The following is a 13765-nucleotide window of genomic DNA, read 5'->3' as shown; positions in this document are numbered from 1 at the left end:
CTCGCTTCATGTCGGCGCTGTGGCGGTAGGCGAAGGCGTTGTCGGTCATGACGCGTTCGATGACGGTGATGCCTTGGGCGGCGAAGTACGCCGCAGCCCGCTCCAGGAAGTCCGCGCAGGTGGGTCCTTTCTCGTCGGGCAGGACTTCGGAGTAGCCCAGCCGGGAGTAGTCATCGATCAGCGAGTGGACGTAGTCGTACCCGATCTTGTCCCGCTTGCCCTTGGCGGCCTGGGTGGCAGCCAACCCGTGAGCGCGCCACCCGCCCCCGTCAGGGATCTTGCCGAGCTTCTTGACGTCCATGTGCACCAGTTCGCCCGGATAGTCGCGTTCGTAGCGTTCCGCGCTCTGTTTCGAGGACCTGATCACCTCCCCGGTCATCGGGTCCAACTCGCGCAGGTACGGCATCTGGTGACGGCGCAGGATCCGTGAGACCGTCCGCGCCGGCACGCCCACCTTCGGTCCCAGGACGTCAGGGCCTTCACGGTCCGTGACCCGCGCTCTCAGGACGGCTTCCTCGACCTCGGGAGCCGTCCTGCGGGGGCTGGTGCGTGGGCGTGAGGATCGGTTCGCCAACCCGCCTTCCCCTTCAGCGGCGTGACGACTGATCCACGTCGCGACGCACTTGCGCGAGACCCCCATCGCCGCCGCGATGTGCGCCTGTTTCCATCCCTGCTGATGACGCTGGACGATCAAGCGGCGGCCATGAACAGTTAAACGGGCATTAGCGTGGGACACGAGAACCTCCGGGTTGGAGTGGGCCTTAGACAAGCCACATCCCACCCGGAGGTTCTCCCGCGTTCAAGCACCCACACTGCTACCAACCTCCTGGCCGGGTACATCTAGAGGCACACAGCCGCGCGCCGGTTGAGGACGCGCATGTTGCGGATCGCCCGATCGAGCGGCTCGAGCATGGAGGCCACGGTGGCGATCGCGGCCTTGCGGCGGGTCGAGAGCGGGGTGAGTCGCAGGATTTCGCGGGAGTCCGCGGTCACGCCCTTCAGGCCGTTGAACGCGACCTCGGTGGCCCGGGCGTCGACCAGGGCCTTTTCGACGGCTGCTTGGTCCTTGTTGGTCATGGCGGCTGCGGTGCGCGTGAGCACGTCGCTGACGTCGCGGAGCAGGGCGATGGCACGCGCCCGCGGTCGCAGCACCGTCGAGGTGGGCACGATGGCGGCGAAGGCCAGACCCGCGGTGGAGCCGATGAGCGCCTCGAACCAGCGGCCGAAGGCCAGGGTGGAGTTGGCGGACAGCAGGGCCACGATCAGACCCTGCACGCCTGCCTGGGTGATGAGCAGCGGCCCCACGTCGAGCGCGGCGGCAATGGTCATCGAGACGCCGACAATGAGAGCAACCTGCCACCAGCCCATCCCGAGCCAGTGGACGATGATCTCCCCGACGAAGACGCCCACCCCGACGCCCACGGTGATCTCCAGGGCCCTGCGGAGCCGCTGGCCGTGGGTCATGCCGAGCGTGATCATCGCGGCCACGGGCGCGAACAGGGGCACCGCGACGTCGAAGACGTAGCGGGCGATCGAGTAGGCCACGGCTGCGGCCAGGGCGCACTGGACGATCAGGTAGGCCCGCGCACGCAGTGCAGCCGACCGCCGCCGGGCTTCGCGACGCGAGATCTCGGCCGAGAGGTCCAGGGCCGCACTGCCCAGAGCAGCGCTGCGCCGCAGAGCCGAAGAGGCACCCGGTCGCCGGGGTCGATCCACGCCGATCAGCTCCCGACGTGATCCCGCAGCCAGGTGATGTCGGCACTCTGGCCCTCGACTCCACCAGGCGTCTCGACGACCACGGGGCAACCGGCGGCGCGGACCAGGTCCGAGACCTCGGTGCCGTCGATCTCGCCCGAGCCGAAGTTGGTGTGCCGGTCCGCTCCGCTGTCAAAGGTGTCGCGGCTGTCGTTGGCGTGGACGAAGTCGATCCGGCCGGTGATCGCCAGGATGCGGTCGACCATCGTCGACAGGTCGTTGCCACCTGCCCACGCGTGACAGGTGTCGAGGCAGAAACCGACCGTGTCCCCGCCCTCGGCGGCACCGATCGCGTCCCAGAGCCTCGCGATGGCCTCGAGGCGGCGTGCCATCGCGTTGTCGCCACCGGCGGTGTTCTCGATGAGCAGCGGCACCGGCATGTCGAGGCCGTCGATGCACTTGCGCCAGTTGTCGAAGCCGATCGCGGCGTCCTCGTCCTTGCCCAAGTGGCCACCGTGGACGATCACGCCCTTGGCGCCGATCTCGGCGGCCGCCGTGAGGTGCTGTTGGAGCAACTTGCGCCCGGGGATGCGGATCCGGTTGTTCGTCGAGGCAACATTGATCGGATACGGCGCGTGCACATAGAGGTCGACCCCAGCCGCCTCGGCGTCGGCCTTGAGCGCGGCCGGCCCCGCGGCATACGCAATGGTGGGGCCCTTGTAGGACTGGGGGTCGCCGAGGAAGAACTGCGAGAGCGTGCCTCCACGCGCCCTCGCCTCGGCGATCGGGTCGGTCGAGTCGACGTGCCCGCCGATGTGCAATGCCATGACCCAACGGTATGCCGTGACCCTCGCGTCCGACACGGTGGTTGCCCCCGCACTCCGGATACCCGGACTGGCGACCAGCCAGCTTGGTTCGCCAAGGTCAACGGAATGGACGGGCCACGGGCCACCCGTCGAGCGGACCGCGTCGTGAGCATCATCCGCACGACATACGCGGGCGTGGGTGGGGCCCAGCCCAGCATTTCTCCCAGTGCCCACGGCAATGGGCTCGAGACGGCCGGGGTATCGCACGTCGACGGTTTCACCACGCTGCGCTACGCGGAGATCCGCGACCCGGAGGGCGTCCCCCTCGGACTGCTCGACGGCAGGTAGCCGACCAACAACGCAGGCGAGGGTCTGCCGCTGACTCGGCTGCGCGACATACCTTCGCCTGCGCGGTGGCTGGGCCCTGCCTCTCGACACCTTGTCTGGGCCCATCGCCGGGCCCGCTGGCAGGATGGCGCCATGGATCTCGCGAACACCTCCGCCATCGTCACCGGTGGCGCCTCCGGTCTCGGCGCGGCCACCCCCGCCGCTGCCTTCGCCGGACAGGGCGCCACTGTCATCGCCCTCGACCTGCCAGGGAGCATCGAGAACGCAGCAGCGGTCGAGGGTGTCACCCATGTCGCGGCCGATGTCACCGACGAGGCCCAGGTCCGCGCAGCCGTCGACCGGGCGACTGCCGACCCGGCCACCCCGCTGCGCGCCGTCGTCAACTGTGCCGGCATTGCACCCAGCGCCCGGATTGTCGGGCGCAAAGGTGTCCACGACCTCGCCCTCTATCGCAAGGTGGTCGAGATCAACCTGATCGGCTCGTTCACCGTCCTGGCCGTCGCCAGTGAAGCGATCGCCCAGACCGACCCGGACGCCGACGGCCAACGCGGCGTCATCATCAACACCGCGAGCATCGCGGCCTTCGACGGACAGGTCGGGCAGGCCGCCTACGCCTCCTCCAAGGGCGGCATAGTCGGACTGACCCTCCCGGCGGCGCGTGACCTTGCGCAGTACGGCATCCGCGTCGTCAGCATCGCACCCGGCATCGTCGAAACGCCCATGCTGGCAACCGTTTCCGACGAGTTCCGGGCTGCCCTCGCAGCAGGAGTTCCCTTCCCGCAACGGCTTGCCCGCCCTGCGGAGTTCGCCAAGCTCGCGCTCGCCATCGTCGACAACGACTACCTCAACGGCGAGACGATTCGCATGGACGGTGCCCTGCGGATGGCTCCGCGCTGACGATGCCCTGGGCGCTCGACCTCCCGGGTCCTGCTGAGTGGTCGGTCCAGATCGTCGACATCGACACCGGAGCCGTCCTCGCTGCCCGCGACGAGGAGAGCCTGCTCTCGAGTGCCAGTGTCGGCAAGCTCTTCGTGCTCATCGAGCTCGCCCATCGACTGGCCGACGACTCCGTCGACGGTGCGGAACTCCTCGACCGTCACGCCGTCGAACCAGTGGCTGATTCCGGTCTGTGGCAACGGCTCTGCGTCGATCGCCTGCCACTGCTCGACGTGGCCACCCTCGTCGGCACTGTCAGCGACAACTGGGCCACGAATGTCCTCATCGACCGCCTCGGGCTCGACGCGATCCGTGCGCGGGCCCAGCAGTGGGCCCCTTGTGGGTCCGACCTCGTCGACATCGTGCGCGGGCTGCGTGGACCCGATGACCCACCGCACCTCAGCCGCTGCTGTGCTGCCGACCTCGTGGCGATGCTCATTCGCCTCCGCTGCGACGCGCAGGTCGGCACCCGGGTCCTCGACTGGCTGTGCGGGGGAGTCGACCACTCGATGGTCACGAGTGCCTTCGACCAGGATCCGCTCGCCCACGACGAGGACCCCTTCGGTCCGACCGTCGTCAACAAGACGGGCACCAACCTCGGCGTCCGCGCCGATGTCGGTCTCGTGACGGCCAACGAGCGCACGCTTGCGTATGCCGTCATCGCCAATTGGCATGAGGATCCGCCGGGCCGAGGTCGTGCCGAGGTCCTGAGCGCCATGCGTGCCCTTGGCTCCCAAGTCCTCGAGGAGATCCGTTGAGCCGCAGCGCAATGGATGACCTCGGGCACGAGACCCGACTCCCCGCCGGCGCCGCCACCCGGGTGGTCTCCCTCGTCCCGTCCCTCACCGAGGCGATCGCGTCCACCGCGCCGGCAGCCCTCGTCGGTGCCACCGACTGGTGCACCCACCCCGCTGACCTCGATGTCGCACGCGTTCGCGGGACGAAGAATCCCAACCTCGATGCCATCGCCGACCTGCACCCCGACCTCGTCGTCGCGAACAAGGAAGAGAACCGCGAACTCGACGTGCGTCGCCTCCGCGACCGCGGCATCCCGGTGTGGGTCACCGACATCGAGACCGTCCCACAGGCGCTGACCTCCCTGCGACGCCTCCTCGTCGACGCCTGCGGGTGGCCAGCGCCCCAGTGGCTCGCCGACGCCGACCGGCTGTGGTCCACGGACGTGCCCCCACGGCATACGCGGGTTGTCGTCCCGATCTGGCGAGACCCGTGGATGGTCGTCGGGCACCCCACCTTCACCGCGGACCTCCTCGCCCGCCTCGGGTATGCCGTGTGCGCACCTTCCGAAGGCCGCTACCCGCACGCCGATCTCGCGGCCATCGACGACCCGGACCTGGCCGACCTCGTGCTCCTGCCCGACGAGCCCTACGTCTTCACGGCGGACGACGGCCCCGAGGCCTTCACGCAGGTGCCCACCCGACGTGTCAGTGGTCGCCTGCTCACGTGGTACGGGCCCGCGCTCCTCGAGGCGGTGGCCGGCCTGCATCAAGATCCACCCTCGGCGTAGGGATGAGTGGCGCCGATTTCGTCGCCTGCGGACTCAACGTGTAATCTCTCCGACGCACTCATGAGGTCCCCCGGGACCGACCGAGCGCGCCCCCTTAGCTCAGTCGGCAGAGCGTTTCCATGGTAAGGAAAAGGTCGTCGGTTCGATTCCGACAGGGGGCTCTGGTCAGCACGGTCCCTCTCCGGGGAGCGCGCTGATCACCCAGGGCGGGGTAGCTCAGCTGGTTAGAGCGCACGACTCATAATCGTGAGGTCGCGGGATCGAGCCCCGCTCCCGCTACACAACAGCGATTTCCGGAATACTCCGGGCCTCGCGTACGCTTGTCAGGTTGCCCGCACGACGCGCGACCCACAAACACCCAAGATTCACCGCTCACGAAGAAGGTTTGCACCGTGGCCAAGAAGAGCCTCGACGTCCGCCCCAAGATCACCCTGGCGTGCACGGAGTGCAAGGAGCGCAACTACATCACCGAGAAGAACCGTCGGAACAACCCCGACCGGATCGAGCTCGCGAAGTTCTGCCCGCGCTGCAAGAAGCACACCGAGCACCGCGAGACCCGCTGAGTCACGCGGCCCACGCCGCCGTTCAGTCACGAAGCCGCCCGTCCCGACGCGGGGACGGGCGGCTTCGTCGTGTCCCGAGGTGGCCGGACCAGCCCGTCGAGTGAGGAGGACACGCGGCATCGGAGTTCCGCGACACGGCGTGTTCTCCTCACTCGAGCGTCTGTCAGCTGCCGGTGGGACGCTCCAGGAGGGGGGTCCCACCACAACGGCTGGGTGGCCGTGGTGAGCGACATGGATCGCCGACTCAGATGTGGTTCAAGGCCTCGGTGAGCACGCCGCGCAGGCGCGACTCGATGTCATCGAACTCGGCCTGCCCGATGGTCAGCGGGGGAGCGAGCTGGATGACGGGGTCGCCGCGGTCGTCGGCGCGGCAGTAGAGGCCGGCGTCGAAGAGCGCCTTGGAGAGGAAGCCGCGCAGCAGCCGTTCGGACTCCTCGGCGTCGAAGGTCTCGCGGGTGGTCTTGTCCTTGACCATCTCGATGCCGTAGAAGTAGCCGGCGCCGCGGACGTCGCCGACGATCGGCAGGTCGAGCAGGCGCTCCAAGGTATGCCGGAAGGCTGGGGCGTTCTCCTTGACGTGGGCGTTGAGTCCCTCGCGTTCGAAGATGTCCAGGTTGGCCATCGCGGCCGCCGCGGAGACCGGGTGACCGCCCCAGGTGTAGCCGTGGGGGAAGAAGTTGGTGCCCTGCTTGAAGGGCTCGAAGATGCGCTCGCTGGCGATCATCAGCCCGAGCGGGGCATACCCGGAGGTGATGCCCTTGGCCGTCGTGATGATGTCGGGGACATAGCCGAAGTCGTCGCACGCGAACATCGAGCCGATCCGGCCGAAGGCGCAGATCGTCTCGTCGGAGACGAGCAGGACGTCATACCGGTCGCAGATCTCGCGGACCCGCTCGAAGTAGCCGGCGGGCGGCGGGAAGCAGCCGCCGCACCGGCTCGAGGAAGACCGCCGCGACCGACTCCGGACCCTCGAAGAGGATGGCCTCCTCGATCCGGTCCGCGGCCCACCGACCGAAGGCCTTCTCGTCCTCGCGCAGGTGCTCCGGGCCGCGATAGATGTTGGTGTTCGGGACCTTGAAGGCACCCGGCACGAGTGGCTCGAAGGGCACCCGCGCCGGGGTGATGCCGGTCAGGGACAGAGCGCCGTGGGGAGTGCCGTGATAGGCGATGGCGCGCGAGATGACCTTGGTCTTGGTCGGCTTGCCGGTGAGCTTGAAGTACTGCTTGGCCAGTTTCCACGCGGTCTCGACGGCCTCGCCGCCACCTGTGGTGAAGAAGACCCGGTTGAGATCACCAGGGGCGTTGGCGGCCAGCCGCTCGGCGAGCTCGATGGCCCGCGGGTGCGCGTAGGACCAGAGCGGGAAGAAACCGAGCTGCTTGGCCTGGGCGGCCATCGCCTCGGCGATCTCGGCGCGGCCGTGGCCGACGTTGACGACGAAGAGCCCGGCCAGCCCGTCGATGTACTCCTTGCCCCGGTCGTCCCAGATCCGGTGGCCCTCACCGCGGACGATGATCGGGACCCTGCCGCCGTCCTCGAAGACCGAGTGACGCGTGAAGTGCATCCACAGGTGGTCGCGGGCAGCGTCCTGGTAGGACGTGCCGGCCGGAGTGGTCGTGGGCGTGGTGGGCGTGCTCATCGCGTTCCCCAGTCGTAGTGCTGTTTGTTGAGTTTGAGATAGACGAAGGTCTCGGTCGACACCACGCCGGGCATCGCCCGCAGCTTCTGCGTCAGCACGTCGAGCAGGTGGTCGTCGTCCTCACAGACGACCTCGCAGAGCAGGTCGAAACTCCCCGCGGTGGTCACGACATAGACGACCTCGGGAAGGGCAGCGACGGCATCGCCGATGGCCAACAGGTCGCCGTCGGTCCGCAGCCCGATCATCGCCTGGCGGCGGAACCCGAGCTGGAGGGGATCGGTGACAGCGACGATCTGCATCACCCCCGAATCCAGGAGGCGCTGCACCCGCTGTCGCACCGCCGCCTCGGACAGGCCGACCTCCTTGGCGATCGCCGCATACGACTGCCGGCCGTCCTTCTGCAGCAACTCCACGATCCGTTTGGCGGTGTCGTCGAGGCGCACGTCCGGGGCCGCGGCGGTGCGGATGGGGTTGACCATCGGGCCATGGTGACGCGGAAAGGATGGCTTTTCAAGCGAAATGCAATCAGATCCGCAGATCCGAAGCCTGACATGCTTGGATTCCGAAACATTCTCGCGCGAACACTGTTCATTCCGTGGGCCAACTGGTTAGAGTGCGTCCACCCCGACCGGTCCTGTGGAAGGAATCCTGACGTGACCGCGCCTCGCGCCCTGCGCAACTTCATCAACGGTGAGTTCTGCGATGCGCGCAGCGAGCGCCGTCTGGACGTCGTCAACCCGGCAACCGGCAAGGTCGTGGCGACGGCGCCGGTGAGTTCGGCCCGAGATGTCGACGATGCGTATGCCGCGGCCGCCGCGGCCTTCGGGGAGTGGGGGCGGACCACACCCGGTGAGCGGCAGCAGGCGCTGCTCAAGTTCGCCGATGCCATCGAGGCCCGTGCCGACGAGTTCGTCACCCTGGAAGGGGAGAACACCGGCAAGCCCCACGCTCTCACGGCCAGTGAGGAGGTGCCGCCCATGCTCGACCAGATCCGCTTCTTCGCGGGCGCGGCGCGCGTCCTCGAGGGCAAGGCGGCGGGGGAGTACATGAAGGGCCACACGTCGTGGATCAGGCGTGAGCCGATCGGGGTCGTCGGCCAGGTGACACCCTGGAACTACCCGATGATGATGGCGGTGTGGAAGATCGCCCCCGCGCTCGCCGCCGGCAACACCGTCGTCCTCAAGCCCAGCGACACCACGCCTGAAACCACCCTGCTCCTCGCCGAGATCGCCAGTGAGTTCCTGCCGGCCGGCACGTTCAACGTCCTCACCGGGGACCGGGACACCGGTCGGCTCGTCGTCGAGCACCCCACCCCCGCGCTCGTCGCGATCACCGGCTCGGTGCGCGCTGGTGCCGAGGTGGCGGCCAGCGCTGCCCCAGGCCTCAAGCGCGTTCACCTCGAACTCGGAGGCAAGGCACCGGTCATCGTCCACGACGATGCCGACCTCGAGGCGGCCGTCGAGGGCATCGCGATCGCCGGCTACTTCAACGCCGGCCAGGACTGCACGGCCGCCACCCGCGTCCTCGTCGGCGCCGGAGTCCACGACGAGTTCGTCGCGGCGCTTGCGGCATACGCGAAGGACAACGCCAAGGTGGGCCTTCCCGACGACGCCGATGCCCTCTTCGGCCCGGTGAACAATGCCAACCAACTCGCCCGGGTGACCGGCTTCCTCGAGCGCCTCCCCGACCACGCGTCCGTGGCCGCGGGTGGCCACCGCCTGAGTGGGCTGGGCGACGGCTACTTCATCGAGCCCACCGTCCTGTCGGGGCTGCGCCAGGACGACGAGGCGATCCAGAACGAGATCTTCGGGCCGGTCATCACCGTGCAGAAGTTCACCGACGAGGACGAAGCGCTGGGGTTGGCCAATGGGGTCGACTACGGCCTGGCGTCCTCGGTGTGGACCAAGGACTTCGGCAAGGCGATGCGGGCCTCGGCGGCCCTCGACTTCGGCTGCGTGTGGATCAACACGCACATCCCCATCGTCGCCGAGATGCCACACGGCGGGTTCAAGCGGTCGGGTTATGGCAAGGACCTGTCGATGTATGGGCTCGAGGACTACACCCGCATCAAGCACGTCATGGCGAACATCGAGAGCTGACAGGAGCGCGAGTGATCCGACGCCGTCCCCCCTCCGACCCCGCGGTCGCCGGGCTCGTCAAGGCTGCCTCCCGGTCGGCCTTCAGCCGCCGACACCTCCTCGGTGGGGTGGGCCTGGGCCTGGGTGCGACCGCACTCTCGGCCTGTGCACCCCCGGCGCCACCGGCCACGGCGGCCGCCCTGAACCTGCCCACCGATGTCTCGGACACCGACAAGGTGGTCCGCTGGGCCAACTGGACGGCCTACCTCGACTACGACGAGGAGGCCAAGAACTACCCGACGCTGCAGGGGTTCATCGAGCAGACGGGGATCCAGGCGACCTACAGCGAGGACATCGAGGACAACGACGCCTACTACAACAAGGTGCGTCCCCAACTCATCGCCGGCCAGGACATCGGGCGCGACATCTTCACCTTCACAGACTGGATGGCTGGCCGGGTGATCCGCGAGCAGCTCTGCCAACCCCTCGAGTTGATCCGGATGCCCAATGCGACCAACCTGCTCGAGCCGCTCAAGGACGTCTCCTTCGACCCCGGGCGCACCCACTCGCTCACCTGGCAGAGCGGCTTTGCGGGCATCGGCTACAACAAGGAGAAGGTCGGGCGCGAGCTCAAGAGCCTCGACGACCTCTGGGCCGACGACCTCAAGGGCAAGGTCGTCGTTCTCAGCGAGTTCCGCGACACGGTCGGCTGCATCCTCCTGCATCAGGGCGTCGACATCTCCAAGCCGGTCGGCAAGCAGCAATTCGAGACCGCCGTCGCCGAGGTCGAGAAGCGGATGGCCGACGGCAACATCCGCCGGATCAAGGGCAACTCCTACCTGGAGGACCTCAAGACGGGCAACGCCGTCGCCGGGATCGTCTGGAGCGGGGATCTGTTCGTTTTGCGGGCCGAGACCGAGGACGAGAACTGGGAGTTCGTCATCCCCGAGAGCGGCGGCACCCTCTGGAGTGACAACCTCATGGTGCCGATCACCTCCACCCACCGGCGCAACGCCGAGACGTTGATGAACTACTACTACCAGCCGGAGGTCGCGGCCCAGGTCGCGGCCTACGTCAACTACATCTGCCCGGTCGTGGGCGCCCAGGAGGTCCTCGCACAATCGGACCCCGACCTGGCCGAGAGTCCGTTCATCTTCCCGAGTGCGGACTACATCGCCGAGCACAACATCACGGGTTTCAGCGCGCTGTCGGCCGAGGCGGATGCCGAGTTCAGCGCCATCTGGCAGAAGGTGATGGGCAACTGATGGCCGGCAACGCTGGGTTCCGTGAGGCCAAGGGTGACCTGCGGCTCGAGAACGTCACCAAGTCCTTCGCCGACTTCACGGCCGTCGACGACCTCTCCCTCGTCGTGCCGCGCGGCTCGTTCTTCGCCCTCCTCGGCCCCTCGGGTTGCGGCAAGACGACGACCCTGCGGATGGTCGCCGGGCTCGAGCAGCCCACGAGCGGTCGGATCCTGATCGGTGACACCGACCTCACCGGGTCGCGTCCCTACGAGAGGCCCGTCAACACCGTCTTCCAGAGCTATGCCCTCTTCCCGCACCTGACGGTTCGGGACAACGTCGCGTTCGGCCCGAAGCGTCGCGGCCTGAAGAACGCGGTGCAGCTGGCCGACGAGGCGCTGGACCTGGTCCAGTTGCCGCATCTGGCGGCGCGGAAGCCGGCCCAACTCTCCGGCGGGCAGCAGCAGCGCGTCGCCGTGGCACGGGCTCTGGTCAACCGACCCGAGGTCCTCCTCCTCGACGAACCCTTGGGCGCCCTCGACCTCAAGTTGCGCCGTCAGATGCAGGTCGAGCTCAAGCGGATCCAGACCGAGGTGGGCCTGACCTTCATCCATGTCACGCACGACCAGGAAGAGGCCATGACGATGGCCGACACGGTCGCGGTGATGAACCACGGCCGGATCGAGCAGATGGGCGCGCCGGAGGCGATGTACGACCTGCCGACAACGGCCTTCGTCGCCAACTTCGTCGGCCAGTCCAACCTCGGGGCGGGCCGGATCATCGACACCGACGGCGACCGTCTCGTCGCCGAGGTTCAGGGGTCCAGGGTGAAGATCCCGAAGGCCCGGTCCTCGGTCCACTCCGGAGAGGTGATGTTCGGAGTGCGGCCGGAGAAGGTACGCGTCCGGCGTGAGCAGCCCGAGGGGATCGGCGACGACGTCAAGGGCGTGGTGCGTGATGTGTCCTTCATCGGCGTCGCGACCCAGTACCTCGTCGAGGTGCCCAGTGGAGCGATCTGGTCGGCCTACGAGCAGAACCTCGATGTCGAGCCGATCGACCTGCGGCCCGGCGACGAGGTGTGGCTGACCTGGCAGTCCGGGCACGCCTTCGGGGTCCCACCGGACGACGATGCCGCTGCCTCGCCCATGGTCATCGACACGGCCGCGGAGGATTGAGGTGAGCACCCTCGCTCACGTCGGCGCCGGAGCCTCGGGCGCCCCAACGAGCCCATCGCCGGAACCGGCGAAGAAGAGCAGACTGGCCTACCTGCTGCTCCTGCCCGGCGCAGTCTGGCTGCTCGTCTTCTTCGTCATTCCGCTCGTTCAGCTCTTCACCGTGAGTCTGCAGTCGCAGTTCCCCGGCTATCCGGGCTACTACTACCGCGACGTGAACGTCGGGAACTACTGGCGGGCCTTCACCGACTTCGGCCCGCATTTCGGTCGGTCGCTGCTCTTTGCCGGGCTGGCGACCTTCTTCGCCTTCTGCCTGGCCTACCCCCTCGCGTATGCCATGGCCTTCAAGGCAGGCAAGTGGAGGGGCGTCATGATGATCCTGGTCATCGCGCCCTTCTTCACGTCCTTCATCCTGCGCACCGTCGCGTGGCGCCAGATCCTCGCCGACGAGGGCCCGGTGGCCACCACCCTCAACACCCTGCACCTGCTGCCCGGTGGCCGGATCACGGAGACCTGGATGGCGGTCGTCGCCGGCCTCACCTACAACTTCCTGCCCTTCATGGTCCTGCCCATCTACGCCTCGCTCGAGCGTGCCGACCACCGCATCATCGAGGCCGGGGGTGACCTCTACGCCAACGGCTTCACGACCTTCCGCACGGTCACGCTCCCGATGAGCATGCCCGGCGTGCTCGCCGGCACCCTGCTGACCTTCATTCCGGCGGCGGGCGACTACGTCAACGCCGAACTCCTGGGCTCGGACAACACCAAGATGGTGGGCAACGTCATCGAGAGCCAGTTCTTCAGGGTCCTGGGCGGTTTCCCGACTGCCGCGGCGTTGTCCTTCACGCTCATGGCGATCATCCTCGCGCTCGTCTTCGTCTACGTGCGCAAGTTCGGCACGGAGGAACTGCTGTGAGCGCACCCAACCCCACGGCATACCGACCCTCGGCGGGGAAGCGGGCCGGCGCCTGGTTGGCCAACCGCTTCGCCATCATCGCCGCGGTGCTCGTGCTCTTCTACCTCTTCTTGCCGGTCCTCTACGTCTTCATCTTCTCCTTCAACAACTACCGCAAGTCCAACATCGCGTGGAACCCCAACGGCAGCCCGACCCTCAAGCACTGGATGGACCCGTGTGGCGCTCCCGGTGTCTGCGAGTCCCTCGTGACCAGCCTCCAGATCGGCGTGATCGCCACCCTCGCGGCCGTCGTCCTGGGCACCCTGCTCGCCTTCGCCCTCGTCCGCCACCAGTTCCGCGGCCGGACGGCCAGCAATGTCCTGGTCTTCGTACCCATGGCCACACCCGAAATCGTCCTGGGCGCCAGCCTCCTGACGATCTTCGTGCAGGGCTTCTCCAATGTCGGTCTGCGACTGGGTTTTTGGACGATCGTCTTCGCTCACATCATGTTCTGCATCAGCTTCGTGGTCGTCACCGTCAAGGCTCGCCTGCAGAGCCTGGACCCGCGGCTCGACGAGGCGGCGATGGACCTCTACGCGACCCCGAGCAACACCTTCTGGAAGGTCACCTTCCCGCTCGTGCTCCCCGGCATCATCGGCGCCGCGATGCTGTCCTTCTCGCTGTCGTTCGACGACTTCATCATCACCAGCTTCGTCAGCGGCAACGAGACGACCTTCCCGAAGTTCGTCTATGTCTCCTACCTGCGCGGCATCCCGGCGCAGGCCAATGTCATCGGTTTCTCGATGTTCGCGATCGCGCTCCTGCTCGTCATCGGGGGCTCGATCATCTCCGGTCGGCGGAAGGCCTAG

Annotated in this window: 14 protein-coding genes, 2 tRNA genes and 1 pseudogene; 12 read left to right on the top strand and 5 right to left on the bottom strand. The window is 67.7% G+C overall.

Annotated features, from left to right (window positions below):
- From BN10_RS09730 to BN10_RS09720, 3 genes are all read right to left on the bottom strand, one after another.
- Positions 1-736, bottom strand: a 736-nt coding sequence (locus BN10_RS09730) for a leucine zipper domain-containing protein (protein WP_233354284.1), incomplete at its 3' end; no start/stop codon positions are given.
- Between the two features lie 104 nt (positions 737-840).
- Positions 841-1716 (bottom strand): FUSC family protein, encoded by an 876-nt coding sequence (locus tag BN10_RS09725; protein ID WP_010851074.1) that lies wholly within the window; start codon positions 1714-1716, stop codon positions 841-843.
- Positions 1717-1721: 5 nt separating this feature from the next.
- The gene (locus tag BN10_RS09720) at positions 1722-2522 is read right to left on the bottom strand and encodes a deoxyribonuclease IV (protein ID WP_040751387.1); all 801 of its coding nucleotides are present in this window, start codon (positions 2520-2522) and stop codon (positions 1722-1724) included.
- Between the two features lie 144 nt (positions 2523-2666).
- Between BN10_RS09720 and BN10_RS09715 the strand changes: the two genes are divergently transcribed.
- The 7 genes from BN10_RS09715 to rpmG all read left to right on the top strand — a co-directional run bounded on the left by BN10_RS09715 (position 2667) and on the right by rpmG (position 5873).
- Positions 2667-2849 carry a hypothetical protein gene (locus tag BN10_RS09715; RefSeq protein WP_156917197.1) on the top strand — a complete coding sequence of 61 codons (183 nt, stop codon included), beginning with the start codon at positions 2667-2669 and terminating at the stop codon, positions 2847-2849.
- Positions 2850-2981: 132 nt separating this feature from the next.
- Complete coding sequence (locus BN10_RS09710) at positions 2982-3746, top strand: SDR family NAD(P)-dependent oxidoreductase (RefSeq protein ID WP_010851071.1); 765 nt, start codon at positions 2982-2984, stop codon at positions 3744-3746.
- Positions 3747-3748: 2 nt separating this feature from the next.
- Complete coding sequence (locus BN10_RS09705) at positions 3749-4543, top strand: serine hydrolase (protein ID WP_010851070.1); 795 nt, start codon at positions 3749-3751, stop codon at positions 4541-4543.
- Between the two features lie 11 nt (positions 4544-4554).
- Complete coding sequence (locus tag BN10_RS09700) at positions 4555-5310, top strand: helical backbone metal receptor (protein ID WP_010851069.1); 756 nt, start codon at positions 4555-4557, stop codon at positions 5308-5310.
- 88 nt (positions 5311-5398) lie between these two features.
- Positions 5399-5471 (top strand) — tRNA-Thr (locus tag BN10_RS09695).
- Positions 5472-5515: 44 nt separating this feature from the next.
- Positions 5516-5589, top strand: a tRNA-Met gene (locus tag BN10_RS09690).
- A gap of 113 nt (positions 5590-5702) precedes the next feature.
- Entirely contained in the window at positions 5703-5873 is a 171-nt protein-coding gene (rpmG, locus tag BN10_RS09685) for a 50S ribosomal protein L33 (RefSeq protein ID WP_010851068.1), read from the top strand.
- A 244-nt stretch (positions 5874-6117) separates the two neighbouring features.
- Here rpmG and BN10_RS09680 read toward each other — a convergent pair.
- Together BN10_RS09680 and BN10_RS09675 are read right to left on the bottom strand one after the other, a co-directional pair.
- Positions 6118-7510 (bottom strand): annotated as a pseudogene (locus tag BN10_RS09680) (aspartate aminotransferase family protein).
- Positions 7507-7989: an Lrp/AsnC family transcriptional regulator gene (locus tag BN10_RS09675; RefSeq protein WP_010851065.1), complete on the bottom strand. Its 483-nt coding sequence runs from the start codon at positions 7987-7989 to the stop codon at positions 7507-7509. Before BN10_RS09675 ends, BN10_RS09680 begins: the two are co-directional and overlap by 4 nt.
- A gap of 174 nt (positions 7990-8163) precedes the next feature.
- Here BN10_RS09675 and BN10_RS09670 point away from each other — a divergent pair, with 174 nt between their 5' ends.
- The 5 genes from BN10_RS09670 to BN10_RS09650 are packed head-to-tail and all read left to right on the top strand — an operon-like array spanning position 8164 to position 13765.
- Positions 8164-9609, top strand: coding sequence for a gamma-aminobutyraldehyde dehydrogenase (locus tag BN10_RS09670; RefSeq protein WP_010851064.1), 1446 nt, complete (start codon positions 8164-8166; stop codon positions 9607-9609).
- Positions 9610-9620: 11 nt separating this feature from the next.
- On the top strand, positions 9621-10853 hold the full coding sequence (locus tag BN10_RS09665; RefSeq protein WP_010851063.1) for an ABC transporter substrate-binding protein: 1233 nt from the start codon (positions 9621-9623) through the stop codon (positions 10851-10853).
- On the top strand, positions 10853-12004 hold the full coding sequence (locus BN10_RS09660) for an ABC transporter ATP-binding protein (protein ID WP_010851062.1): 1152 nt from the start codon (positions 10853-10855) through the stop codon (positions 12002-12004). Before BN10_RS09665 ends, BN10_RS09660 begins: the two co-directional genes overlap by 1 nt.
- A 1-nt stretch (position 12005) precedes the next feature.
- Positions 12006-12917, top strand: a complete 912-nt coding sequence (locus BN10_RS09655; protein ID WP_010851061.1) for an ABC transporter permease — start codon at positions 12006-12008, stop codon at positions 12915-12917.
- Complete coding sequence (locus BN10_RS09650; RefSeq protein ID WP_010851060.1) at positions 12914-13765, top strand: ABC transporter permease; 852 nt, start codon at positions 12914-12916, stop codon at positions 13763-13765. The genes BN10_RS09655 and BN10_RS09650 overlap by 4 nt, the downstream gene beginning before the upstream one ends.

Source organism: Phycicoccus elongatus Lp2 (assembly GCF_000367525.1).
In the GTDB taxonomy this organism is placed as follows: domain Bacteria; phylum Actinomycetota; class Actinomycetes; order Actinomycetales; family Dermatophilaceae; genus Phycicoccus_A; species Phycicoccus_A elongatus.
The sequence above is the reverse complement of the archived record's forward strand: the minus strand, read 5'-3'. Positions and strand labels throughout refer to the sequence as shown.

What these genes read in the sequence shown, in the direction of transcription:
- BN10_RS09720 (WP_040751387.1), bottom strand. Translation starts at nt 2,522, where the DNA reads ATGGCATTGCACATCGGCGGGCACGTCGACTCGACCGACCCGATCGCC.
- BN10_RS09710 (WP_010851071.1), top strand. Translation starts at nt 2,982, where the DNA reads ATGGATCTCGCGAACACCTCCGCCATCGTCACCGGTGGCGCCTCCGGT.
- BN10_RS09705 (WP_010851070.1), top strand. Translation starts at nt 3,749, where the DNA reads ATGCCCTGGGCGCTCGACCTCCCGGGTCCTGCTGAGTGGTCGGTCCAG.
- BN10_RS09700 (WP_010851069.1), top strand. Translation starts at nt 4,555, where the DNA reads ATGGATGACCTCGGGCACGAGACCCGACTCCCCGCCGGCGCCGCCACC.
- BN10_RS09675 (WP_010851065.1), bottom strand. Translation starts at nt 7,989, where the DNA reads ATGGTCAACCCCATCCGCACCGCCGCGGCCCCGGACGTGCGCCTCGAC.
- BN10_RS09660 (WP_010851062.1), top strand. Translation starts at nt 10,853, where the DNA reads ATGGCCGGCAACGCTGGGTTCCGTGAGGCCAAGGGTGACCTGCGGCTC.